This window comes from Carboxydothermus ferrireducens DSM 11255 (genome assembly GCF_000427565.1).
GTDB classification, from domain to species: domain Bacteria; phylum Bacillota; class Z-2901; order Carboxydothermales; family Carboxydothermaceae; genus Carboxydothermus; species Carboxydothermus hydrogenoformans.
Map to the genome: position 1 here is coordinate 1 of NZ_ATYG01000018.1, position 23,652 is coordinate 23,652.

The 23,652-nt window shown below is 41.5% G+C and carries 23 protein-coding genes; all 23 read left to right on the plus strand.

All coding sequences use genetic code 11. The features are described 5' to 3' along the window. Positions 1-310 precede the first annotated feature (310 nt). The 23 genes from CARFE_RS0107410 (at position 311) to CARFE_RS15600 (ending at position 23,651) form a co-directional block, all read left to right on the plus strand. On the plus strand, positions 311-931 hold the full coding sequence (locus CARFE_RS0107410; RefSeq protein WP_218852237.1) for a response regulator: 621 nt from the start codon (positions 311-313) through the stop codon (positions 929-931). A 143-nt stretch (positions 932-1,074) separates the two neighbouring features. Next, entirely contained in the window at positions 1,075-2,064 is a 990-nt protein-coding gene (locus CARFE_RS0107415) for an ABC transporter ATP-binding protein (protein WP_028052291.1), read from the plus strand. Further along, a complete protein-coding gene (locus CARFE_RS0107420) occupies positions 2,045-3,031 on the plus strand; it encodes an ABC transporter ATP-binding protein (protein ID WP_028052292.1) in 987 nt (328 codons plus the stop codon). Before CARFE_RS0107415 ends, CARFE_RS0107420 begins: the two co-directional genes overlap by 20 nt. Before the next feature lie 61 nt (positions 3,032-3,092). Next, the gene (locus tag CARFE_RS0107425) at positions 3,093-4,694 is read left to right on the plus strand and encodes an ABC transporter substrate-binding protein (protein ID WP_028052293.1); all 1,602 of its coding nucleotides are present in this window, start codon (positions 3,093-3,095) and stop codon (positions 4,692-4,694) included. A gap of 61 nt (positions 4,695-4,755) precedes the next feature. Then, the gene (locus CARFE_RS0107430; protein WP_028052294.1) at positions 4,756-5,760 is read left to right on the plus strand and encodes an ABC transporter permease; all 1,005 of its coding nucleotides are present in this window, start codon (positions 4,756-4,758) and stop codon (positions 5,758-5,760) included. 13 nt (positions 5,761-5,773) lie between these two features. Then, on the plus strand, positions 5,774-6,622 hold the full coding sequence (gene nikC / locus CARFE_RS0107435; protein ID WP_051250222.1) for a nickel transporter permease: 849 nt from the start codon (positions 5,774-5,776) through the stop codon (positions 6,620-6,622). A 76-nt stretch (positions 6,623-6,698) separates the two neighbouring features. After that, a complete protein-coding gene (locus tag CARFE_RS0107440; protein ID WP_028052296.1) occupies positions 6,699-7,571 on the plus strand; it encodes an AAA family ATPase in 873 nt (290 codons plus the stop codon). Positions 7,572-7,584: 13 nt separating this feature from the next. Continuing rightward, entirely contained in the window at positions 7,585-8,820 is a 1,236-nt protein-coding gene (locus CARFE_RS0107445; RefSeq protein WP_028052297.1) for a VWA domain-containing protein, read from the plus strand. 13 nt (positions 8,821-8,833) lie between these two features. Next, complete coding sequence (gene bshB1 / locus CARFE_RS0107450; protein WP_028052298.1) at positions 8,834-9,541, plus strand: bacillithiol biosynthesis deacetylase BshB1; 708 nt, start codon at positions 8,834-8,836, stop codon at positions 9,539-9,541. Positions 9,542-9,549: 8 nt separating this feature from the next. Further along, positions 9,550-10,686, plus strand: a complete 1,137-nt coding sequence (bshA, locus tag CARFE_RS0107455; protein WP_028052299.1) for an N-acetyl-alpha-D-glucosaminyl L-malate synthase BshA — start codon at positions 9,550-9,552, stop codon at positions 10,684-10,686. A 45-nt stretch (positions 10,687-10,731) separates the two neighbouring features. Next, on the plus strand, positions 10,732-11,133 hold the full coding sequence (locus tag CARFE_RS0107460) for a Fur family transcriptional regulator (RefSeq protein ID WP_028052300.1): 402 nt from the start codon (positions 10,732-10,734) through the stop codon (positions 11,131-11,133). After that, positions 11,134-12,441 (plus strand): DRTGG domain-containing protein, encoded by a 1,308-nt coding sequence (locus CARFE_RS0107465; RefSeq protein WP_028052301.1) that lies wholly within the window; start codon positions 11,134-11,136, stop codon positions 12,439-12,441. It begins immediately after the preceding gene. A 47-nt stretch (positions 12,442-12,488) separates the two neighbouring features. Beyond that, positions 12,489-15,839 (plus strand): DNA polymerase III subunit alpha, encoded by a 3,351-nt coding sequence (locus CARFE_RS0107470; protein WP_028052302.1) that lies wholly within the window; start codon positions 12,489-12,491, stop codon positions 15,837-15,839. A 42-nt stretch (positions 15,840-15,881) separates the two neighbouring features. Continuing rightward, complete coding sequence (locus CARFE_RS0107475) at positions 15,882-16,559, plus strand: cation:proton antiporter regulatory subunit (protein WP_028052303.1); 678 nt, start codon at positions 15,882-15,884, stop codon at positions 16,557-16,559. Positions 16,560-16,562: 3 nt separating this feature from the next. After that, positions 16,563-16,805, plus strand: a complete 243-nt coding sequence (gene mtrB, locus CARFE_RS0107480; RefSeq protein ID WP_051250230.1) for a trp RNA-binding attenuation protein MtrB — start codon at positions 16,563-16,565, stop codon at positions 16,803-16,805. Positions 16,806-16,823: 18 nt separating this feature from the next. Then, positions 16,824-17,009 carry a DUF2007 domain-containing protein gene (locus CARFE_RS0107485; protein WP_028052305.1) on the plus strand — a complete coding sequence of 62 codons (186 nt, stop codon included), beginning with the start codon at positions 16,824-16,826 and terminating at the stop codon, positions 17,007-17,009. 12 nt (positions 17,010-17,021) lie between these two features. Beyond that, positions 17,022-17,864 (plus strand): acetyl-CoA carboxylase, carboxyltransferase subunit beta, encoded by an 843-nt coding sequence (gene accD / locus CARFE_RS0107490; protein WP_028052306.1) that lies wholly within the window; start codon positions 17,022-17,024, stop codon positions 17,862-17,864. A gap of 14 nt (positions 17,865-17,878) precedes the next feature. Further along, positions 17,879-18,853: an acetyl-CoA carboxylase carboxyltransferase subunit alpha gene (locus tag CARFE_RS0107495; protein WP_028052307.1), complete on the plus strand. Its 975-nt coding sequence runs from the start codon at positions 17,879-17,881 to the stop codon at positions 18,851-18,853. Next, positions 18,850-19,815 carry a 6-phosphofructokinase gene (pfkA, locus tag CARFE_RS0107500; protein WP_028052308.1) on the plus strand — a complete coding sequence of 322 codons (966 nt, stop codon included), beginning with the start codon at positions 18,850-18,852 and terminating at the stop codon, positions 19,813-19,815. The genes CARFE_RS0107495 and pfkA overlap by 4 nt, the downstream gene beginning before the upstream one ends. Positions 19,816-19,834: 19 nt before the next feature. Beyond that, positions 19,835-21,586 (plus strand): pyruvate kinase, encoded by a 1,752-nt coding sequence (pyk, locus tag CARFE_RS0107505; RefSeq protein ID WP_028052309.1) that lies wholly within the window; start codon positions 19,835-19,837, stop codon positions 21,584-21,586. Positions 21,587-21,611: 25 nt separating this feature from the next. After that, positions 21,612-21,875 (plus strand): late competence development ComFB family protein, encoded by a 264-nt coding sequence (locus CARFE_RS0107510; RefSeq protein ID WP_028052310.1) that lies wholly within the window; start codon positions 21,612-21,614, stop codon positions 21,873-21,875. Positions 21,876-21,941: 66 nt separating this feature from the next. Then, positions 21,942-22,631 (plus strand): polysaccharide deacetylase family protein, encoded by a 690-nt coding sequence (locus CARFE_RS0107515; protein WP_028052311.1) that lies wholly within the window; start codon positions 21,942-21,944, stop codon positions 22,629-22,631. A 42-nt stretch (positions 22,632-22,673) separates the two neighbouring features. After that, complete coding sequence (locus tag CARFE_RS15600; RefSeq protein WP_051250223.1) at positions 22,674-23,651, plus strand: D-alanyl-D-alanine carboxypeptidase family protein; 978 nt, start codon at positions 22,674-22,676, stop codon at positions 23,649-23,651. The last annotated feature ends 1 nt before the right edge of the window (position 23,652 follow it).

Consider the following 23,652-nt stretch of genomic DNA (forward strand, 5'->3'; position numbering starts at 1 on the left):
AGGAATGAAGGTACTGCGGTAAAGGGGAAAACCTTACCGTACAAACCGTGGCGAGTTTTGCGGGTAGCCCTCCTGACGGGAGCTCTCCTGGACAGGCCATTATATCGTGACCTGTCACCGCTGAAGAGGATGCTCGTAAGCGGTATGGGAGAAGGTGGCTGAAGGCCACGGTGAGTTCCTGCTTCTTGGGGCAGGGGCTATGACTGTCCCAAATACCGCCAGTTGGGGCCGGGGCAGTCTGAAAGGCGGACAACAAATACCCCAACCTTCTAAACTGATGCAGTTTTGCACAGTTTGGATGACCAGGGATATGGTGAAAGTACTCATTATTGATGACGATGAAGGCATTCGCTACACTGTGGGGGAAATTATCGCCTTTATGGGCTGGGAAGCGATTAAAGCGGAAAACGGAGCAATAGGTATTGAAAAATTTGTACGGGAAAAGCCGGATATGGTGCTGGTTGATTATCACATGCCAGCGTTAGATGGGTTGGATACGGTGGAAAGGATTCGGGAAATTGATCAAGGGGTTCCGATAATTGTTCTGACAGTAGATGAACGTCAACAAATTGCCGATAAATTTTTGGAAGTGGGAGCTTCTGACTTTGCTTTAAAACCAATTAAGGCACCGGATTTAATTGCCAGGCTAAAAGTACATGCGCGCATGATTGAGATAAATCGCTCACAGGAGAAAAAAGATCAGGATGGATTTTTGGCCAAGGGAATTAATAAAAAAACCTTCAATTTAATTGTAGAGTATCTCAAAGAGCAAAAGGAACCGCAAACTATAGAGGAAATTACTGAAGGAGTGGGCCTTGCTTACCCAACAGTACACCGGTATTTACTGTATATGGTAAATGAAGGTATAGTGAGTATCGAGTGTGACTACGGTCGCATTGGCCGTCCCAAGAATAAATATAAGCTAATATAATTTTCGGGACAGTCCCTAAAATTATACTTAAACTATACAAAAAGGGACTGTCCCTTTTTGTATACAATGAGAAATATGAGAAAAAATAGAAAATTATTTAATAATGTGAAATAATATTAAAAAAATAAATCGGAGCGAGGGTTATGGAAAAGATTTTGGAAGTAAAAGATTTAAAAACTTATTTTTACAGTTCAGGGAAAGAAATTCGGGCAGTTGATGGTGTCAGTTTTACCCTGAACCGGGGAGAAATTTTGGGAATTGTGGGTGAATCAGGTTCAGGAAAATCGGTTACTTCCCTGTCTATTATGCGGCTTGTTCCTTCACCTCCCGGGAAGATAGTTGGAGGAGAAATTATTTTTGCCGGTGAGGATCTTTTAAAATTAAGCGAAAAAGAAATGCGCAAAATTCGCGGTGAAAAAATATCCATGATCTTTCAAGATCCGATGACTTCGCTAAATCCCGTTTTTACCATAGAGGAACAGCTTTTAGAGGTGTTTCGGGTACATAAAAAGTTAAGTAAAAAGGAAGCCCGGGAAAAAGCTGTGGAGCTATTAAAAAAAGTTGGAATTCCGGAAGCAGAAAAACGCCTTAAAAGTTATCCTCATCAGTTTAGCGGTGGGATGCGCCAAAGGGTTATGATTGCCATGGCCCTGGCCTTAAATCCGGCCTTATTAATTGCCGATGAACCAACCACCGCCCTGGACGTCACCATTCAGGCCCAGATTTTAGCTTTAATGAAGGAACTGCAGAAAGAGTACGGGACTTCCATCATAATGATTACCCATGATCTTGGGGTTGTGGCGGAAATGTGCCACAAGGTGTTGGTGATGTATGCGGGAAGACCGGTAGAGTTTGCCGATGTCAAGACTCTTTTTGCTAACCCCAAGCATCCGTATACCCTTGGGCTTTTAAACTCAATTCCCAGGCTTAAAGAGCAAAAGACCCGTTTAACCCCAATTGAAGGTTCACCACCGGATTTGGGGAATTTGCCCAGGGGATGTGCTTTTTATCCCCGTTGCAGCTTTAAACAAGAAGTATGCAGTCAAGTTAAACCGGATTTCCGGGAATTACCGGACCGCAAAATTGCCTGTCACTTATACCAGGGGGTTTTGGATGATGCAGCCGCTTCTTGAAGTAAGAAACCTCAAAAAATATTTTCCGGTAGGGAAGGGCTTCGGTCCGTTTAAAGAAAAAAGATGGTTAAAAGCAGTTGATGACGTGTCTTTTACGTTATATAAAGGGGAAACTTTGGGGTTAGTGGGGGAATCGGGATGCGGTAAATCGACGACCGGTCGTGCAATTCTGCGCTTAATTGAGCCGACTTCCGGAGAGGTTATCTTTGAGGGAGAGAACATTTTAACATTAACTCAAAAAGAGATGCGAAAAAAAAGAAGAGAAATGCAAATTATTTTTCAGGACCCTTTTGCTTCATTGGACCCGCGGATGACCGTTGCGGAAATTATTGCTGAACCGTTACGGATTTTTAAATACAAAGAAAACATTAAAAAACGGGTGGAAGAATTAATCGAGAAGGTTGGTTTGAGCCGTTCGCATTTGGACCGTTATCCCCATGAGTTTTCCGGAGGCCAGCGCCAAAGAATTGGCATTGCCCGGGCTTTGGCCTTAAATCCCAAATTAATTGTCTGCGATGAGCCGGTTTCTGCTTTGGATGTTTCCGTTCAGGCTCAGGTTATCAATCTTTTGGAAGATTTACAAAAAGAATACGGACTAACTTATATCTTTATCGCTCACGATTTAAGCGTTGTCAAACATATTAGCCAGCGGGTCGCGGTAATGTATTTGGGAAAAATAGTGGAATCGGGACCGGTGGATCTAATTTTTAATAACCCCAAGCATCCGTACACCATCGCGTTACTCTCGGCGATTCCGGTACCGGAGCCCGGGGCCAAAAAAGAAAGAATAATTTTAGAAGGAGATGTTCCAAGTCCCATAAATCCTCCAGCGGGCTGTAGTTTTCATCCCCGCTGTCCTGACAAAAAACCGATTTGTACTGAAGTTATGCCGGAACCTGTGGAACTGGAAAACGGGCACGTTGTGAGGTGCCATTTATATAGCGGGGAGGTGAAAAGGGGGATATAGAATTTTTTAGAGATTTTTAGCAATGCATAAGAAAATAAGCAAAATGGAGGAGGGAAAAGTTTTGCAGAAAATTAAAGTAGTTTCCTTTTTAGTACTTTTAGCTTTTGTATTTACATTAACTGCTTGCGGGGGAAATACGGCTAAAAATGAAACTAAAGAAACAAAAGAAAAAGTATTTGTTTTTGCCAAATCCGGTGATCCGGTAGGCCTAGATCCAGCAAACGTTACCGATGGGGAGTCAATTTATGTAACCCAGCAAATATTTGAAACCCTGGTGAAATATAAGGATGACAATACCGAAGTGGTTCCCGGGCTTGCCGAGTCCTGGGAAACTTCTAAAGACGGGCTTACCTGGACTTTTCATCTCCGGAAAGGCGTAAAGTTCCACGATGGCACACCGTTTAATGCGGAAGCGGTGAAATTTAATTTTGACCGCTGGATGAATAAAAACAATCCCTACCATCACGGCGAGTTTGAGTATTACGGTTACATGTTTGGTGGTTATCCGGGAGTAATTAAGGAGGTTAAGGTGGTTGATGAATACACCGTCCAAATTACTTTAAAAACTCCTTTAGCTCCCTTCTTATCCAACCTGGCAATGCCCAGCTTTGCTATTTCCAGTCCAGAAGCTATTAAAAAATACGGCCAGGATTACTTTAAACATCCTGTGGGTACCGGTCCGTTTAAATTTGTCGAATGGAAAAAAGATGACCGGGTGGTTTTAGAGCGGTTTGATGAGTACTGGGGAGGAAAAGCCAACTTTGCCAAGGTTATTTTCCGTACAATTCCCGACAATTCGGCCCGACTCATGGAATTAAAGTCGGGTAACGTGGATGCAATAACTGACATAAATCCTGATGATGTAGAGACGGTTAAAAATGACCCCAACCTGCAGTTACTGTTACGACCTTCTATGAACGTTGGGTACCTTGCGATGAACACGGAAAAGAAACCTTTTGATAATGTTAAAGTTAGACAGGCAATTAACTATGCTATTAATAAAAAAGCGTTAGTGGATGCTTTTTACGGCGGTCTTGCCAAACCCGCCAAGAACCCCTTACCACCGTCCCTTTGGGGTTATAACGATGAGATTCAAGACTACGAATATGATCCGGCCAAGGCCAAAGCTCTGTTAGCGGAAGCGGGATATCCCAATGGCTTTACCACCACCTTATGGGCAATGCCGGTGGCAAGACCTTACATGCCGCAACCGAAACAAATAGCAGAAGCAATTCAAAAAGACTTAGAGGCGGTTGGAATTAAAGCAAAAATTGTGACTTATGACTGGGCTACTTACTTAAAGAAAGGTGAAAATGGGGAGCATGACTTATATCTCCTGGGTTGGACCGGCGACAACGGTGACCCCGATAACTTCCTTTATGTATTGCTGGATAAAGACAATGCCAAGAAAGGTTCAGCTTCCAACGTTGCTTTCTATAAAAATGATAAAGTTCATGAGTTATTAATAAAGGCTCAGCAGGAAAGTGACCAGACCAAGCGTGCCGAGTACTACAAAGAAGCTCAAGTAATTATTCATAATGATGCTCCTTGGGTTCCCCTGGTTCACTCAACGCCACCGGTAGCAGCCAGGAAATCGGTTAAAAACTGGATACCTCATCCCACCGGTAGTGAATGTTTCTTTAAAGTTGATAAAGAAGAGTAAAACGGGTTATAAAGAAGGGGGTAAATAACCCCCTTCTTTTAAAAATGGAGGTATACTATGTATGGCCAACTATATAGTGAGAAGATTATTACAACTGATTCCGGTACTCTTTGGGATAACCTTTCTTTCTTTTATGCTCATACACTTTATTCCCGGCGATCCGGTGACGGTTATTCTTGGAGAACATGCTTCACCGGAAAGGGCAGCGGAACTACGAGAGCAATTGGGTTTAAATGACCCTTTATATAAGCAGTATTTAAAGTTTTTGAATAACTTACTCCATGGAGACCTGGGGCGTTCAATTATAACCCATGAAAAAGTCCTAAAAGAATTGGCAACCTTTTTTCCGGCAACGGTCGAGTTAACGCTTGCTGCCATGTTTATTGCTACCATTGTCGGAATTGCAGCAGGAATTGTGGCAGCGGTTAAGCAGTATTCGTGGTTTGATAATTTAAGTATGGTTGGAGCTTTAACGGGGGTTTCCATGCCGATTTTTTGGCTGGGTTTGATGCTGATCTACCTTTTTGCCCAAGTTTTAGGATGGCTTCCCCCGTCCGCCCGTTTAAGCATTGAATATTCGGTTCCAACCGTTACCAATTTATACTTGATTGATACTTTACTGGCGGGCAACTGGGCGGCGTTTAAAGATGCTTTAGCCCACCTAATCTTACCGGCTTTAGCTTTAGGAACAATACCAATGTCGATTATTGCCCGCATGACCCGGAGTTCGATGCTGGAGGTTTTGCGCCAGGACTACATCCGTACTGCCCGGGCCAAAGGTCTTGGAGAAGCAACGGTAATTTTAAAACACGCATTAAAAAATGCTTTTTTACCGGTATTAACCGTTATTGGTTTGCAGTTTGGGTACCTTTTAGGCGGGGCGGTCATGACCGAAACGGTGTTTTCCTGGCCGGGGGTAGGACGGTATATTTATCAAGCCATTATGGCCAGGGATTTTCCCGTAGTTCAGGGTAGTATCACAATTATCGCCCTAATTTTTGTTTTAATTAATTTAATTGTCGATATTTTATATACAGTAATAGACCCCCGAATTCGGTATCAGTAGCAGGAGGATAGCTATGGCTAAACTTTGGGAAAAAGACTGGATAAAACGCCTTTTGAAAAATAAAGCGGCGGTGGTGGGTTTAATTATTGTCTTACTGTTACTCTTTACTGCAATTTTTGCTCCCGTGCTTGCTCCCTATGATCCGATTAAAGATGGAAGTTTACAAAATAGGTTAAAACCCCCTTCTTCGGAGCATTTGCTTGGTACCGATAAGTTGGGTCGGGATATTTTAAGCCGCATAATTTTTGGAGCACGAATTTCGGTAGAAATTGGCGTGATTTCTGTAGGTTTGGCGTTAATCGTTGGAACGTTAATGGGTTTAATTGCCGGATATTATGGTGGTTTTCTTGACTCTCTTCTTATGCGGATTGTTGATATTATTTTAGCTTTTCCCAGCATTCTTTTGGCTATTGCCATAACTTCGGTTTTGGGGCCCAGTTTAAATAACGCGATGATTGCCGTGGGAATTGTAATGGTGCCAAGTTTTGCCCGGGTAGTACGGTCTACGGTATTAAGTTTAAAAGAAATGGAGTTTGTGGAAGCGGCGCGGGCGGTTGGGGCCAATGATTTTACCATATTGTTTCGCCATATTTTACCTAACTCCATGGCGCCGATAATTGTTCAGGGTACCATGAATATTGGTACTGCAATATTGGATGCCGCCGGGCTTAGCTTTTTGGGGCTTGGTGCCCAGCCGCCAACCCCCGAGTGGGGTGCGATGCTGGTTGATGCCCGGGAACTTTTAGTAAAAGCCCCATGGGTTGCTTTCTTCCCGGGATTAGCGATTATGTTAAACGTTCTGGGCTTTAATCTTTTAGGAGATGGTTTAAGAGATGCTCTGGATCCCCGCTTAAAACAATAGGTTTTTAAGCTGCAGTTCCTGCAGCTTTTTTTGTGCTATAATTAATTGAAAACAGGGAAGTTAAGGAGGGAAATTTTTGGAAAATTATCAAAACCTTCTACAAAAAATGGAAGAAGCGGGGTATTTAACCTCTCCGGAGATTGCCATTCCAGTTTTCTTAGCTTTAAAATTAAACAAGCCAATTTTAGTTGAAGGACCTCCCGGAGTTGGTAAAACGGAGCTGGCAAAGGTGCTGGCTAAAGTGTTAAATACAGATCTAATTCGCCTTCAGTGTTATGAAGGCTTGGATGAAGCTAAAGCTTTATACGAATGGAACTATCATAAACAGTTAATTGCCATTCAAAGCAGTAAAAATAACGACGATAAGACTTTTGTTTTTTCCGAGGAGTACCTTTTGGAAAGACCTTTACTGAAAGCTCTTCGGGCGCAAAAAAAGCCAGTGCTATTAATCGATGAAATTGATAAGGTGGATGAAGAATTTGAAGCATTTTTATTTGAGCTTCTTTCGGATTTTCAGGTAACAATACCGGAGCTTGGAACAATTAAGGCCAGGGAGATTCCTTTGGTGGTGCTAACGAGCAACGGAAGTCGCGAATTATCCGATGGTTTAAAACGGCGAGCCGTTTATTTATATATTGATTTTCCCGATATAAAATTAGAGACAAAGATAATTCTTAAAAAAGTAAAAGAAATTCATCAAGAATTAGCGGAAAAAGTGGCAACGGCCGTTCATTTTCTCCGCCGGGAGTTGGATCTTTATAAACCTCCCGCTATTTCCGAGACGTTGGACTGGGCAAAAACTCTTGCTTTATTGGGGGATGAGCGCTTAACTAAAGAGTTTATCGAAAACACCATTGGGTTTGTTTTAAAAAATAAAGAGGATATTGAGACGTTTTATGAAAAAGGGGGGGCAAATCGCCTGCTCCAATATATAGATGAAAATACTTAAATGAGGGAGTAAAATGTTAAAAAATGTCCTGTTTTTTGTGGATTTATTAAGGATTCAGGGATTTTCCATTTCCACCGGGGAAATTGAAGATTTGTTAAAAGCCCTGGCGTTAGTCAATCCCCAGAATAATAGCGAGTTAAAAGCGGTTTTTCAGGCAACATTACTAAAAAGTAGCGGTCTTAAAGATAGTTTTGGTGAAATTTTTGATTTTTATTTTACCGATGATTTTTTAAAACCAGTCCACCACCCAAGGCAAAAATGGGAGGATAAAGCTCACAAGGTTAATCAAGCTTTGAAACAGGCCGGAATTTACCGGGAAATTGAATTTAATAATAAGGAAAAGGAAGTTTTAAACAGTCTTCCACCGGAAGTTTTCCAAAAGCTATACGAAAAAATTAAGCAATTTTACCCCAATCAAATTGTAGATAGCTTTCCTCTGTTAGAAAAAACTATAAAGGGAGTCTTAAAATATTATCAAGAACGGATGGTTTTACCGGAGGCGGGAGTTGGTGGTCGGAGAAAAGACCTTTTTACTGCTAATTTAAAGGATTTAAGCGAACGGGATTACGAAAGGGTGGAAAAATTAATTAAACGTTATGCGGGAAGATTAAATGCCAAAGCTTCGAGGCGGTTGAAAGAAACCAGGAGAAAAAAGTATATAAACTTACGAAAAACCATTCGCGCCAATTTATCCCACGGGGGAGTGTTATTTAACTTAAAATATCGGGAGAAGAAAAAAAATAAGCCCCAAATTACCCTTTTAATTGATGTTTCGGCGTCGATGGCGATTTACGCTAAATTTGCCCTTTCTTTTTTATTTGCTGTGGCGCGAAGCTTAAAAAAAATTGAACTCTACCTTTTTGCCGAAGATTTAGAAGTGTTACCGCTTAAAAATTATAACAAGTCTCTTTTGGATTTAAAGCGGCTAATTGAAGATAGCCAGCAGTGGGGACGCGGAACAAATCTCAATCAAACCTTAAAAAGTTACCTAAATATTGCCAAAACCAGGAGAAGTTTTCGACAGACGCTTTTAATCTTTTCCGATGGAAAAACGGTGCAGTTTGCTGAAACTTTAGAAGAGCTTAAGAAAATTTGCCGGCAATACCAGGATGTAAAATTTTTAAATCCGGTACCGGCCAAAAAATGGCAGGAAGATACTTTACTTAAAAAATTAGCCCAAGAAGTTTCCATGATTGAAACAAACAGCGTAGAACATTTGCAGGCTGTATTCAGTAAAATTTTGAGTTAAGGAGGAAAAATAAATGGAAAAGGTTGATTTTTTAGCTTTTGGAGCCCACCCTGATGATATTGAATGCGGCATTGGTGGAACGATTGCCAAATTAACCCGGCTTGGTTATAAAGTGGGACTGGTGGATTTAACCCTGGGTGAAATGGCTACCAACGGTACTATCGAACAACGTCAGGATGAAGCGTATAAGGCAATGGAAATTTTAGGAGCAAGCTTTCGGATAAATTTAGAAATTCCCGATCGGGGTATTAATTTAACGCCGGAAAATATTGAAAAAGTAGTCGAGATTTTACGCAAAGCCCAGCCGAAGGTGATTGCTGCCCCCTACTGGGTGGACAGGCATCCGGATCACGAAAGGGCTGGAAGCTTAGTTAAAGAAGGTTTCTTTAGTGCAGGACTGAACAAAGTGTTACCGGAAATAAAGCCAATTAAAAGACCGGAGAAGTATTTAAGATATTTTTTAACGATTTCAGCTACACCGAGCTTTGTAGTGGATGTAACCGAATATTATTCCATTAAAAAAAGGGCTGTTTTAGCCCATGTTTCGCAGTTTGCGCACCGTCCGGAATTCAGTCAGACATTTTTAAATGAAGGACAGTTTCTGGGCAGGATAGAAAGCCGGGACCTCTTTTTTGGAGCGCAAATAGGAAAAAGGTACGGAGAAGGTTTTGTCTTACAGGAATTCCTGGAGTTAGAACACCCCCTGGTATTGATTAAGTAGGTGATCCTGTGAAAATCGGTATTGTTTGTTATCCCGGTTATGGCGGAAGTGGGGTTGTAGCTGCGGAACTGGGAAAAGCTTTAGGACAAAAAGGGATTGAAGTCCATTTTATCTGCCTTGAACGCCCTTTTCGTTTAGAAGGAATTCTCCCCGGGATTTATTACCACGAGGTAGAGCCGGTCGATTATCCGCTTTTTAAGTTTCCGTTATACTACTTGCCCCTGGCCGGAAAAATTATTGAAGTTGTTCGAACTTACCATATAGACTTAATTCATACCCACTATGCTATCCCCCATACGGTGGCAGCCTTGATGGCGAAGGAAATTTTAAGTAGCGAAGGTAAAGAGCTCAAAGTTATTACTACCCTCCATGGCACTGATGTTACCTTAGTTGGCCAGCGGCGAGAACTTTTTGATGTAACCCGCTGGTCCATACTAAAATCCGATGGTGTTACAGCGGTTTCCGAGTATTTAAAAAATGTAACCTGTGAGATATTTGCCATAAGTCCCAGGACCATTGAGGTTATCTACAATTTTGTTGATCTTGACGAGTATCAGCCGAAAACGGATGAAAGTTTAAAAGAAAAATTGGGAGTTCCGGAAAAGCAAAAAGTAATCATTCATATTTCCAATTTTCGGCCAGTAAAACGGGCCTTAGATGTTTTAGAAATTTTTTCTAAAGTGCAAACCGAGGTTGATAGTGTCTTAGTGTACGTAGGTGAGGGACCGGATACCGGAAAAGTTCTCAATGAAGTGCAGAAGAAAAAGCTTACAAATAAGGTGAAGTTTTTAGGGAAAATGCCCAAAGTCAGTGACGTGTTAAGTATTTCCGATGTACTGTTAATTACTTCCGAAACCGAGAGTTTTGGTTTGGTAGCTTTAGAAGCGATGGCTATGGAAGTTCCGGTGGTTGCTTACCGGGTTGGAGGTTTGCCGGAGGTAGTTGTTGATGGGCAGACCGGTTACCTGGTGGATTATTTGGATCTCGAAAAGGCGGCAGAGGCGGTGGTAAAATTACTTAAGGAGCCTTGGCTTAAAAGGGATTTTGGAAGATGGGGGCGAATTAGAGCAAAAGAACGTTTTAGTAAAGAAAAACAAGTAACAAACTATTTAAACTACTATGAAAAAATTTTAAAGGGATTATAATAGTAAATAAGAACTATTATTATAATTTTTCTTGAGGTGAAACCAATGGCAGCTACCACAAGAATGACCCGACAAAAGAAAGTTATTATTGACATTTTAAAAAATACCAAAAATCATCCAACCGCCGATTGGATTTACGAACAGGCTCGAAGAATAATTCCCGATATAAGCCTTGGTACCGTTTACCGGAATTTGAGACAATTAACCCAATCCGGGGAAATTTTAGAACTGAATTATGGCAGTTCTTACAGCCGTTTTGACGGAAATCCGGTGCCTCATTACCATTTTGTATGTGAAAATTGTGGCAGGGTTTACGATGTAGATATGCCCGTCTTAGAGAAGATTGAAAAAGAAGTGGAAGAAAAGATGGGGTTTTCTGTAAAAAATCATCGTTTAGAATTTTACGGAGTATGCAGTGATTGCCAGCAAAAAGTTAGGGTGGATTAAATGAGTAATACCAAACATGCAAAATTATTAGCTTATATTCGCAATTTACCTTCCGGTAGCAAAGTGTCGGTAAGATTGTTAGCTAAAGAATTAAAGGTTAGCGAAGGTACCGCTTACAGGGCAATTAAAGAAGCGGAAGCGGAAGGTTTGGTAAAAACTGTTCCTAAAGTAGGAACGATTCGCATAACAAATATCGAAAAAAAAGAATTAAAGGATTTAACATTAAATGAAATTATAAAAATAACCGAGTCCCATTTGCTGGTGGGGGAAAATTTGCTAAATTACCGTTTTGCAAATTTTTTAATTGGAGCAATGGCTGTTGAAGCCATCGAAAGATTTTTGGTAGAGGGTTGCTTATTTATCGTAGGCAACCGGGAAGATGCCCAGTTAAAAGCTTTACAAAGCGGTGCCCACCTGCTGATAACCGGAGGTTTTCCGGTAAATACGGAACTTTTAGAACTGGCAAGGGAAAATAATTTAGCGATATTATCATCACCGTACGATACTTTTACGGTAACGTCGCTTTTGCATCAAGCTTTATATGAGCGCTTAAAAGAAAAAGAAGTTATAACCGCAAGAGACATTATGGTAAAAAAAGTATTTACCCTTTCTTTAGGGCAAAGGGTAAGGGATTGGCGCCAATTATTTCTCAATACCGGCCACAGCCGTTTTCCGGTGGTGGATAAGGAAAATCGGGTTTGCGGCATAATCACTGCTACCGATGTTGCCGGTGCCGGGGAAGACGAGTTAGTGGAAAATTTAATGTCAAAAGATGTTATTTCCGCCAGTCCCGAAACGCCTATTGGTCATATAGCCAGGGTTATGACCTGGGACCGGATTGATTTGGTTCCGGTTGTGGATGAGTCTTTTAAGTTATTAGGCATTATTAGCCGCCAAAATATTATTGATGCTTTGCAGCGGCTGGAAAGACAACCGCATTTTGGCGAAACTTTAGAAGATCTTATTATAAAAAATTTCCATGTTGGTGAGGACGAAAACGGGGTATTTTTAGAAGGAAAAATTAATGATTTTTTAATAAATGAACTGGGTATGTTAAGTTCCACTGTTCTTTTATCCCTTTCCATTTTTTATGCCAATCTGATGGTGCGAAAAAAAGTTAAAGCGCCGGTAGTGGTTAATAATTTTTCTTTATCTCTGTTAACTCCCCTGACTTATGGAGAAACCCTTGTAGTTCGGGGTAAGTTGTTGTACCTGGAAAAAAGAAATGCTAAATTAGAGATAGATTTTTATAGGCAAAATAACCTGAATGCCAAGGCTTTAATTGATGTCCGTTTAATTGAAAAATAAGGCACCCGTCGGAGGTGTATTTTGGTTTATTATAGGAGGATATATGTATGAGTTTTGTACATTTGCATACCCATAGCTGTTACAGTTTGTTGGATGGAGCAGGGAAAATTAAAGACCTGGTAGGAAGGGCAGTGGAATTAAAGATGCCTGCCCTGGCTTTGACCGATCACGGAAACTTGTTTGGGGTTATTGAATTTTATAAAGAGGCAAAGGCCCAGGGCATAAAGCCTATTCTTGGCGTGGAGGTTTACGTTGCTCCCAGGTCTCGATTTGACAAAACTCCTAAAATTGATGACCAATTAACGCACTTGGTTTTACTTGCCAAAGACCGCACCGGTTATCAAAATCTTTTGCGCCTTGTCTCGCGTTCGTATACGGAAGGCTATTATTATAAACCACGGGTGGATAAACAGCTTTTAGCGGAAAACAGCCAGGGTTTAATTGCCTTATCTTCGTGCTTGGCCGGTGAAATTCCCGAGTTGATTTTATCCGGGCAAAGGGAAAAGGCGCGGGAAGTTGCGGGCATCTACTGTGATATTTTTGGAAAGGAAAATTTTTACTTAGAGCTTCAGTACCACGGCATAAGCGAACAAAAAGTGGTGAATCGGGAATTAGTTGCTCTTTCCAAACAATTAAATATTCCGCTGGTAGCTACCAATGACGTTCATTACATTTTAAAAGAGCATGCCAAAACTCATGATGTGCTTTTAGCAATCCAAACTGGAAAGTCGATTAACGACCCTGGTAGGATGAAATTTCCCACGGAGGAGTTTTATTTAAAAACCCCCTATGAGATGGAGCTTATTTTTGGCGAGCTGCCAGATGCTTTAAAAAACACCCTAAATATAGCCGAACAATGCAATTTAGAGTTCGAGTTTGGTAGATACCTTTTGCCTGATTTCCCGGTACCTGAGGGGAAAACTCCTGCGCAATATTTAAAAGAGCTTTGTTTTCAGGGACTTTACAAAAGGTACCAAAACCCGGGGGAAGAAGTAAAAACGCGCTTGTTGCATGAATTAAAGATTATTGAGCAAATGGGATTTTCTGGATATTTTTTGATTGTTTGGGATTTTATCCGTTATGCCAGGGAAAAAGGAATTATGGTGGGACCGGGAAGGGGTTCTGCTGCGGGGAGCTTGGTAGCCTATACCCTTGAAATCACCGATATCGACCCGCTTAAATATGGCCTCTTGTTTGAGCGCTTTTTAAATCCGGAAAGAGTTAGTATGCCGGATATTGATGTGGATTTTTGTTTTGAACGGAGGCAGGAGGTAATCGACTATCTGTACCAAAAGTACGGGGAAGACCGGGTAGCCCAAATCATCACCTTTGGAACGATGGCTGCCAAAGCTGCAGTTAGGGATGTAGGGAGGGCCCTGGATTGGCCCTACAGTGAAGTAGATAAGATAGCCAAACTTATTCCCAACGTCCTGGGGATAACCTTGGAAGAGGCTATCGAAACCACTCCGGAACTTAAAACATTATATCAAAACAACCCCAAAGTCCGTGAGTTATTGGATTTAGCAAGGCAAATTGAAGGTATGCCAAGACATGCTTCGGTTCATGCGGCGGGTTTGGTAATTGCGCCGGAAGAAATTGATAAGCATATACCGCTGTTTAAAACTTCTGAAGGGGTGGTGACCACCCAGTTTGAAAAAGATACGGTCGAGGAGTTAGGTCTTTTAAAAATTGACCTGCTGGGCTTAAGAACGCTAACCGTAATTGAAAAAGCTTTGGATTTCATTAAAAAGCAAACGGGGAAGGAGATTAATTTAAAAGACATCCCCTTGGACGATGAAAAAACTTATAAACTTTTAGGAGAGGGTGACACCGTTGGTGTTTTCCAGTTAGAAAGTCAGGGGATGAGGCAAATCCTTAAAGAGCTAAAACCAACCAGTATCGAGGATTTAATTGCCTTGGTGGCGTTATACCGGCCTGGGCCGCTGGGCAGCGGAATGGTGGAGGATTTTATCAATCGTCGTCACGGAAGGGTACCGGTGGAATATCCTCATCCCGACTTGGAGCCGATCTTAAGAGAAACTTACGGGGTTATAGTTTATCAAGAACAGGTGATGTTAATTGCCAGTGTGCTGGCCGGGTTTTCCCTCGGGGAGGCGGATTTACTTCGCCGGGCTATGGGTAAGAAGAAGCCCGAAATTATTGCTGCCTTAAAAAACGATTTTATTGAGCGGTCGGTGGCACGGGGCTATCCCCGGGAAAAGGCGGAGGAAATTTTCAATCTTATTGAATATTTTGCCGGTTACGGTTTTAATAAGTCCCATAGTGCGGCTTATGCTTTTGTGGCGTATTATACCGCCTGGTTAAAGGCAAATTTTCCGGTTGCCTTTTTGGCTGCTTTGTTAATCAGTGTAAAAGATAATCTTGATAAAGTAACGGTATATGCAGAAGATTGCCAGAGAAGAGGTATAAAGGTTTTACCACCCGATATAAATTTAAGTGAAGTCGACTTTACCATTTCGGGTCAGGAAATTCGCTTTGGTTTAGCCGCTGTAAAAAATGTTGGGGAGGCTGCGGCGGCAAAAATAATTGAAGAACGCCAGAAAGGCCCTTTTCGTGATTTTAATGATTTCTTACACCGAATAGACAAAAAAACGGTTAATAAACGGGTAATTGAAAGTTTAATTAAAGCTGGGGCTTTTGCGAGTTTTGGCTTTAATCGCAAAACCCTGTTAAATAACTTGGATGATGCTTTAGAATTTTACAGCAAGAAATCAAATGGCGTTCAGTTAACCCTTGGGGATTTTTTACCGGAGGCCGACCGCTACAATCTGCGTTTGGAAGAAGAATTTTCAAAACTGGAACTGCTGCGGTTGGAAAAAGAGAGCCTGGGGTTGTATTTAACCGGTCATCCCTTGGCTGGCCTTAGGAGCTTTATCCAAAAGCATTGTAACCTAAAAGAAAACAAAGAAAAAATATACTATCCGGCTATTTTGGCTGAGATAAAACGGACTGTAACCCGCAAAGGAGAACCAATGGCTTTTGCCCTGCTGGAAGGATTGAATCAGACCGTTGAAGCAGTAATATTCCCTGACTGCTGGTTAACCTACCGTGACCTGCTGCAGGAGGAAAATATCTTATGGTTTTACGGTGCCGTTGAAGAAGATGAGGAAGGTTTAAAGATGATTGTTGAAAGAGTTTACGAGTTAGATATGAGTAATGCCTTGGAAGTTTATCTAAAAGTTTCTCCCGGAAATATCCCATTGGTCCAGGGGATTTTACGGAAGTACCCGGGACCAGCACCGGTTTACCTGTATCCGGGAGGGAAGAAACTTATAAAACTTTCGCAAGAATACTGGATTGATTTAAAAAGTCCTGTCCTCTGGGAGATTAAAAAGCTTTTGGGGGATGAAAACGTTAAGACAAAAACCGTTTCTTGACAGTATTTGGCCCCTATTGTAAGCTAAAAGCGGAGTGGTGGTATGAGCCTGATTATTTTAGTTTTAACCTTCTATTTATTGATTTTGATTATGGAAATTGCCGCAATAATTTTAAAATCAACAGGAATGGAAATCGGTAAAGCACGCTTTCAGGCTTTATCAGCCTTAACTTCCGTTGGCTTTACCACCCGGGAATCGGAATTAATTGTCCAGCATCCCTTAAGACGCAGGGTAATTTCCGTTTTAATGGTAATAAGTTACCTGGGGATGGCCACGGTGGTTGGTTCGGTGTTTGGTTCGTGGACGAAAAAGATTACACCTCATCAGGTATTAATTGCCGGTTCAATTTTTGTGGGAGGTTTTTTACTATTTTCCAACCGCTATTTAATAAATATTTTTGAGAGAGGTTTGGAAAAGCAAATAAAAAAGTCTTTCCTTCATCACCAAACTTTTTGGGAGGTTTTAAAGCTTTCTGATGATTATGGGGTGGCGGAGTTTATTCTCCATCCGGACGTACCTCTGGTTGGTCAAAGCATAGCTGGGAGTAAGATAAGGGACAAAGGAATATTTATCATGGCCATTGAGAGGGGTAGCAGTTTTATTCACTCTCCCCGGGGAAATGAAGTACTGGAAGCGGGGGATAAATTAATTGTTTACGGCAAAACCGAAAGTATAAAAAATTGCTTGTTACAGCAATCAATTTTTCGAGAAGGAGAGTGATTGGTGGTGTGTGATAATTTTGCTTTTAACTCGGCAATAAATGCCGAATATATTGTCGTGAAAGCTTTAGAAAATGGGGTAACTATTATGGGCTTGACCCGCGGAAAAGATACCAAATTTCACCATACAGAAAAATTAGATAAGGGTGAAGTTATGGTGGCCCAGTTTACCGAGCATACTTCAGCAATTAAAATTAGAGGAAAAGCGGAAATTTATACCAAGCATGGTGTGATAAAAAACGAATAAAGAGCCGGAGGGAATTGTATGTGGACTGTGGTTTATATTGCGCCTAATAAAAAAGAAGCTTTAAGGGTTCAGGAGGCTTTAGCGAAAGAAGGATTTTTGGTAAAGATTAAACCAATAGGGATCGAAGGAGACAATTCCACCTATGAAGTTATGGTACCCGAAGCAGAAGTGGAAGAAGCGATGGAAATTTTAAATGAAATGTAAAGGAGTTTTGGTATGTTTGACTTTTTTCGCAAATCGAAGTATGTAACTGTAAAGCCGGAAACTAAACAGAAAGAGATTCCCGATGGTTTGTGGCAGAAATGTCCCCGGTGTGGGGAAATTATTTTTAACAAGGAATTGGAGAAAAATTTTAAAGTTTGTCCAAAATGCGGGTATCATTTTAAAATTAGTGCCTGGGAAAGAATTAAACTCTTATGCGATGAAAATGGTTTTGTAGAATTTGGCCGGGAAATTAATGGGGGCAATCCTTTAAATTTTCCAGGATATGAAGAAAAGTTAGCGGAAGCCCGGGAAAAAACCGGCTTAAAAGAAGCGGTAGTTACCGGATTGGGAAAAATTAATGGTAGAGAAGTAGTTTTGGCAATAATGGACCCGAATTTTATTATGGCCAGTATGGGCACGGCTGTAGGGGAAAAAATATGTTTAGCGATGGAAAAAGCTCTTGAGAAAAAGCTACCGCTTGTAGTCTTTACTGCATCCGGAGGAGCTCGGATGCAGGAGGGAATTTTTTCTTTAATGCAGATGGCCAAAACGGTTCAACTGGTAAATCGTTTAAATGCAGAAAAAATTTTTTATTTGGTAGTTATGACCGATCCTACTACCGGCGGTGTTTCGGCAAGTTTTGCAGCCTTGGGTGATATAATATTGGCTGAACCGGGGGCTTTAATAGGATTTGCCGGACCCCGGGTTATTGAGCAAACTATCCGGCAAAAGCTTCCCGAAGGTTTTCAACGGGCAGAATTTCTGGAGCAGCACGGTTTTATCGATGCTGTGGTTTCCAGAGAGCAGCAAAAAGAAGTTATTACAAAACTCTTGGCTTGGCACAGCCAAAAGTAAATTGGGGGCAGCGTATGGCAAATTTTTTATTTGAGTTTGAAAAGCCTTTGGTTGAATTAGAAAATAAAATATCTGACTTAAAAAAGTTTGCTGAAGAGAAAAACATTGATGTTTCCCGCGAGTTAGAATTGCTTTCGGCCAAGGCCCAGCAATTGGCAAAGGAAATATACCAGAACCTAACTCCTTGGCAGAGGGTTTTATTGGCCCGACATCCCGAGCGGCCCAATACGCGGGATTATATAAATTACCTCTGCGATGATTTTATTGAATTGAAAGGTGACCGGCGCTTTGGTGATGATCCGGCGATGATTGGCGGTATAGGGATAATAGAAAATATCCCGGTTACTATCGTCGGAAATTTAAAGGGGAAAGATACCAAGGAAAATATCTTGAGAAATTTTGGCATGGCTCATCCCGAAGGATATCGCAAGGCCATTCGTTTATTTAAACAGGCAGAGAAGTTTGGACGGCCGGTTTTAACGTTTATCGATACACCAGGGGCTTTTTGCGGAATTGGAGCGGAAGAAAGAGGGCAGTTTCAGGCTATTGCCGAAGCAATTGCCACACTTATTAGCTTAAAAACTCCGGTTTTAGCCGTTATTACGGGGGAAGGCGGAAGCGGCGGAGCTTTAGCGTTGGCAGCAGGTGATAAGTTATTGATGTTAGAAAATGCGGTTTTTTCGGTTATTGCTCCGGAAAGCTTTGCGGCAATTCTCTGGAAAGACTCATCCCGCGCCCAGGAAGCTTCCGAACTTTTAAAACTTACTTCCGAGCATTTATTGGAGTTTGGGTTAATAGATGGCATTATCCCCGAGCCGTTGGGAGGAGCACACCGGAATCCAGCGGAAACATTAAAGGCGGTTAAAGAAGAAGTTGTTAAAAATCTGCAAATCTTAAGAGAAATTCCCGTAGAAGAGCTGTTAAGAAGACGGTATCAGCGGTATCGCTCTATAGGGAGCGGCATTGTAGAGGGAGGCGTAAGCTTGTGAACTCCATTGGGGTTTTAACCAGCGGTGGCGATGCACCGGGAATGAACGCAGCGGTTCGGGCGGTAGTTAGAAAAGCCCTTTTTCACGGGATAAAAGTTTACGGAATTGAACGAGGTTATGCCGGCTTAATTAATAATGAGATAAAAGAAATGAGTTTGGGCAGTGTTGGTGACATCATCCAAAGGGGCGGAACGATCTTAAAAACTGCCCGCTCTTTAGAATTTAAAACTTATGAAGGCAGGTTAAGAGCTTTTCAAAATTTAAAAAACCATGGCATCGAAGGTTTGGTGGTTATTGGAGGAGATGGCTCCTTCCAGGGAGCCTTAAAACTTTATGAGGAATTTGGGGTAAAGGTGGTCGGTATACCCGCAACTATTGACAATGACATTTATGGTACCGATTATTCAATTGGTTTTGATACGACGGTAAATACGGTGGTAGATGCTATTAATAAAATACGGGATACTGCCTTTTCCCATGAACGTACCTTCATTGTTGAGGTTATGGGAAGAAACGCCGGGTTTATAGCTTTAGAAGCAGGAATTGCTGGAGGAGCTGAATCGATAATTATCCCGGAAATACCTTACTCTATCGAGGAAATTTGCCAAAAGTTAATTAAGAGCCATCAGCGGGGAAAATTACATAGCATAATTATCATTGCTGAGGGCGCGGGAAGCGGCATTAAGCTGGGAGAAGTAATTAAGGAAAAGACCGGTTTTGAGACCCGGGTAACGATTTTAGGCCACATCCAGCGGGGTGGAAGCCCTTCGGCTTTTGACCGAATTTTAGCAAGCCGGATGGGTGCTATGGCGGTTGATGCCTTAAGAGAGGGGATTTCCCAAGGGATGATGGTTGCCTTTGAGAAGGGCGAATATGTTTTAAAGCCCCTGGAAACTGCTTTTTCGGGGAAAAAGCAAATTGACCTTGAATATTATCGCTTAGCCGATATTTTATCGATTTAATACCGGGGTGAGAATTAAAATGAAACGCACCAAGATTGTTTGTACAATTGGGCCGGCTTCAAACGACGTAGGTATCTTAAAAGAAATGATTATATCCGGAATGAATGTGGCCAGAATTAATTTTGCTCATGGCAGTCACGAGGAGCACCGGGAGAGAATTGAAAAGGTTAGACGGGCGTCTTTAGAAGTAGGAATCCCGGTGGCAATTTTAATTGATACAAAAGGTCCGGAAATTCGCATTGGTAAAGTTGAAAACGGAAAAATTGTCTTAAAAGAAGGGGACTTAGTGGTATTTGATCCGGATATAGCAGAGGGTCAAGGTTTGAGAGTTCCAGTAAATTATCCGGGATTAGCCCGGGATGTTAATGTCGGAGGAACTATTCTTTTAGATGATGGGTTAATAGAATTGAAAATCGAAGATATTCAGGGTAATAAAGTTATTGCCCGGGTTATAACCGGTGGTGAGTTATCCAATAACAAAGGAGTAAATTTACCGGGAGTTAAAGTTAATCTACCGGCTTTAACCGAAAAGGACCGGAAGGATATTGATTTTGGTATTGAAATTGGAGCGGACTTTATTGCCCACTCTTTTGTCCGAAAAGCAGCGGATGTGTTAGCTTTACGGCGTTACCTGGAAGAAAAAGGAGCGGACATGGAAATAATTGCTAAAATCGAAAACCAAGAAGGGGTCGAAAACATCGATGAAATCATCAAAGTTGCGGATGGGATAATGGTTGCCCGGGGGGATCTGGGAGTAGAAATTCCAACGGAAGATGTGCCTTTGGTGCAAAAGGAAATAATTGAAAAGTGTAATAAAAATGGTAAACCGGTAATCACCGCCACCCAGATGTTAGATTCAATGATTAGAAATAAACGTCCGACCAGGGCCGAAGCTACCGATGTGGCTAATGCTATTTTTGACGGCACCGATGCGGTAATGCTGTCGGGGGAAACGGCGGCCGGGAAATATCCGGTAGAAGCGGTTAAAACAATGGCGCGGATTGCGGAAAAAGCGGAAGAAAAATTACTCACGTTACGAAAGCTAAATAAACCTACCACAAAATCTTTTAAAACTGTAACCGATGCCATAAGCCATGCCAGTGTTACCACCGCTGAAGAATTGGATGCGGGGGCAATTATCACGCCTACTTCTTCGGGCTATACGGCGCGAATGGTTTCCCGGTACCGCCCGGCGGTTCCTATTATTGCTGCTACACCGGATATGAAGGTACTTAAAAAGTTGACACTGGTTTGGGGGGTATTTCCCCTTTTGGTTAAAACCTCCGATTCTACCGATGAAATGTTAAGTAAAGCAATAGAAGCCTCTTTAGAAAGTGGGCTTTTAAAACCTGGCGATTTGGTGGTGCTTACCGCCGGAGTACCTGTGGGCGTAAAAGGGACAACCAACCTTTTGAAAGTCCATGTAGCGGGAAATGTTTTGGCCAAAGGTGTTGGCATAGGAACGAGGCCTATAACCGGAACGGCTCGGGTCTGTCGAACCGCCAGGGAAGCAATCGAGCGGATTCAGCCGGGAGATATTTTGGTAACCGAAGCAACCGACAGAGATTTTGTTTCGGCTATTGAAAAGGCCGCGGGACTGGTAGTTGAAGCGGGAGGACTTACGTCGCATGCGGCTATTGCGGGGTTAGAATTTGGGATACCTGTAATAGTTGGGGTCGATGGTGCTACTTCAATAATTAAAGATGGGGAAAAGTTAACTCTGGATCCCCAGAGGGGTTTGGTTTACCACGGTTCTGCTAAAGTTTTATAAAAAATGTTTATAGGGGGAGAAGGCAATGCCGGTATTGCGTAATTATACCGAAGAAGTGGTGGAGGAAATACTTCAGGAAATTTTGCCCACCCAGGACGTTTGTAAGTGTGAGCGCTGCCTTTTAGACATCAAAGCCATAGCTTTAAACCAGTTGCCACCCAAATACGTTGTTACCGAACGAGGTGAAGTTATTACCCGTTTAAATTTTACCAAAATTGCGGACCGCACCGAGGTTCTTACGGCAATTTTAAGAGCAATAGATAAAGTCAAGAAAAACCCGTCCCATTAAGACGGGTTTTGTTCTTTTTAGCCCTTCTCGGTCGTAAAATTATGGTAAAAAGAGGGGAGGGTGGGCATGCGAATCTATATTTTGAAAAAAGCTTTAGCCCTGAGCTTTTTAATTTTAACCTTTATGCTTTGCTTTTATTTTGAACGGACCGTGGTGGTTAGCGGCTACATGAATCCCGTATACCAGGGAAACCCGGAAAAAAAACAGGTAGCCTTTTTATGTAATGTTTACTGGGGTGAGGAAATAATTCCTGAAATGCTGAAAATTTTAGAAGAAGAACAGGTAAAGTTTTCGTTTTTTCTTGGCGGGATTTGGGCCAAAAAACATCCGGAAGTTGTAAGGCAAATAAAAAATGCCGGCCATGAAATTGGCAATCACGGCTATTTACACAAACATCCGGACCTACTTTCGGTTAAGGAAAATGAGGAAGAAATTCTGAAAACCGAAAGAGTTATTGAAGAAATTTGCGGTTATAAAACCTATCTTTTTACTCCGCCTTACGGGGAGAGGGGAAAAAATGTTTTACAAGCCGCTACCAATCTCAAATATAGGACGGTTATGTGGAGCATTGATACCATTGATTGGCAAAAACCGGGGCCGGGTACAATTATTAACCGGGTTTTGCCAAATTTAAATAACGGAGCAATTATTTTAATTCATCCCATGCCGCAAACCTTGGAGGTACTGCCCATTTTAATAAAAAAAATAAAAGCTAAAGGTTACCGGATAGTTACCGTTGGGGAAATCCTGGATTAATATTTTACGTTTATTTGGCAACAATACAATTGGTGATAATTGATGAAGAGATATTTGATTCCATTGCTTTTATGTTTGTTAACGTTACCGGTAAAAGTCCATGGGGAAATAAAGGCAAAAGCTTATTACTTTTTTATACCAACTACTAATCAAATCATTGAGGCCAAAAACCAAGACTTTCCCCTACCACCGGCAAGTACCACCAAAATTGCTACCGCTTTAACAGCATTGGACCTTTATCCGAAGGATTTTACCCTAACGGTAAAACCTGAAGCGGTGCGGGTAGCGGGTACCAAAATTTACCTTAAACCCAACGAAAAAATTGCTGTAATTGACCTTGTTTACGGATTAATGTTGGAATCGGGAAATGATGCGGCAAATGCCCTGGCGTGGGTTGTAGGAAAGGAAAATTTTATGTTAATATTAAATTATTATTTAAAACAAATGGGTTTAACTTCGGTTTCTTTTAAAAACCCCTCAGGCCTTTCTGCCCCGGGTCACAAAATTTCGGCGAAAGACCTAAGCGTTTTGACCTTTTACGCATTATTAAAAGATGAATTTGCCAATATATGTAAAACCAAACAATATGAGGCGCAAAGTGGCTTTAAGCCAAGGGTATTTCACAATACTAACCGCTTGTTAGCTGTCGATTTCCGGGTAATAGGGGTTAAAACCGGTACAACCAATGAAGCGGGTAAATGTTTAGTAGGGGCCTGGCGGGGAAACAGTTTCTTAATTGGTACCGTTTTAAATTGTCCCGATAGGTTTACAGCCGTGTATAAAACTTTTAAAACAAACGATGAAAAGCTAAAAGAAAAAGTTATCTGGTCCAAAGGCCAAAAAATGTATTTTAAAAAAAATAACTGGTGGACTTTAACAAAAGACGTTAAAATATTTTCTGTGGGTAATGAACATAAGCTTGTTAAAGTAGTTATTGAAGACAGTGATTCCTTTGTTCGGGCATTATTTTTTTTAAATGGTGCATTTTTGGCCGAGCAAAATTTACAAAAAGTAAGATGAT

Excerpts from the sequence above, each read along its gene's own strand:
- CARFE_RS0107410 (WP_218852237.1), top strand. The coding sequence starts at position 311 with ATGGTGAAAGTACTCATTATTGATGACGATGAAGGCATTCGCTACACT.
- CARFE_RS0107415 (WP_028052291.1), top strand. The coding sequence starts at position 1,075 with ATGGAAAAGATTTTGGAAGTAAAAGATTTAAAAACTTATTTTTACAGT.
- CARFE_RS0107420 (WP_028052292.1), top strand. The coding sequence starts at position 2,045 with ATGATGCAGCCGCTTCTTGAAGTAAGAAACCTCAAAAAATATTTTCCG.
- CARFE_RS0107430 (WP_028052294.1), top strand. The coding sequence starts at position 4,756 with ATGGCCAACTATATAGTGAGAAGATTATTACAACTGATTCCGGTACTC.
- nikC (WP_051250222.1), top strand. The coding sequence starts at position 5,774 with ATGGCTAAACTTTGGGAAAAAGACTGGATAAAACGCCTTTTGAAAAAT.
- CARFE_RS0107445 (WP_028052297.1), top strand. The coding sequence starts at position 7,585 with ATGTTAAAAAATGTCCTGTTTTTTGTGGATTTATTAAGGATTCAGGGA.
- bshB1 (WP_028052298.1), top strand. The coding sequence starts at position 8,834 with ATGGAAAAGGTTGATTTTTTAGCTTTTGGAGCCCACCCTGATGATATT.
- CARFE_RS0107460 (WP_028052300.1), top strand. The coding sequence starts at position 10,732 with ATGGCAGCTACCACAAGAATGACCCGACAAAAGAAAGTTATTATTGAC.
- CARFE_RS0107465 (WP_028052301.1), top strand. The coding sequence starts at position 11,134 with ATGAGTAATACCAAACATGCAAAATTATTAGCTTATATTCGCAATTTA.
- CARFE_RS0107470 (WP_028052302.1), top strand. The coding sequence starts at position 12,489 with ATGAGTTTTGTACATTTGCATACCCATAGCTGTTACAGTTTGTTGGAT.
- CARFE_RS0107475 (WP_028052303.1), top strand. The coding sequence starts at position 15,882 with ATGAGCCTGATTATTTTAGTTTTAACCTTCTATTTATTGATTTTGATT.
- CARFE_RS0107485 (WP_028052305.1), top strand. The coding sequence starts at position 16,824 with ATGTGGACTGTGGTTTATATTGCGCCTAATAAAAAAGAAGCTTTAAGG.
- accD (WP_028052306.1), top strand. The coding sequence starts at position 17,022 with ATGTTTGACTTTTTTCGCAAATCGAAGTATGTAACTGTAAAGCCGGAA.
- CARFE_RS0107495 (WP_028052307.1), top strand. The coding sequence starts at position 17,879 with ATGGCAAATTTTTTATTTGAGTTTGAAAAGCCTTTGGTTGAATTAGAA.
- pyk (WP_028052309.1), top strand. The coding sequence starts at position 19,835 with ATGAAACGCACCAAGATTGTTTGTACAATTGGGCCGGCTTCAAACGAC.
- CARFE_RS0107510 (WP_028052310.1), top strand. The coding sequence starts at position 21,612 with ATGCCGGTATTGCGTAATTATACCGAAGAAGTGGTGGAGGAAATACTT.
- CARFE_RS0107515 (WP_028052311.1), top strand. The coding sequence starts at position 21,942 with ATGCGAATCTATATTTTGAAAAAAGCTTTAGCCCTGAGCTTTTTAATT.
- CARFE_RS15600 (WP_051250223.1), top strand. The coding sequence starts at position 22,674 with ATGAAGAGATATTTGATTCCATTGCTTTTATGTTTGTTAACGTTACCG.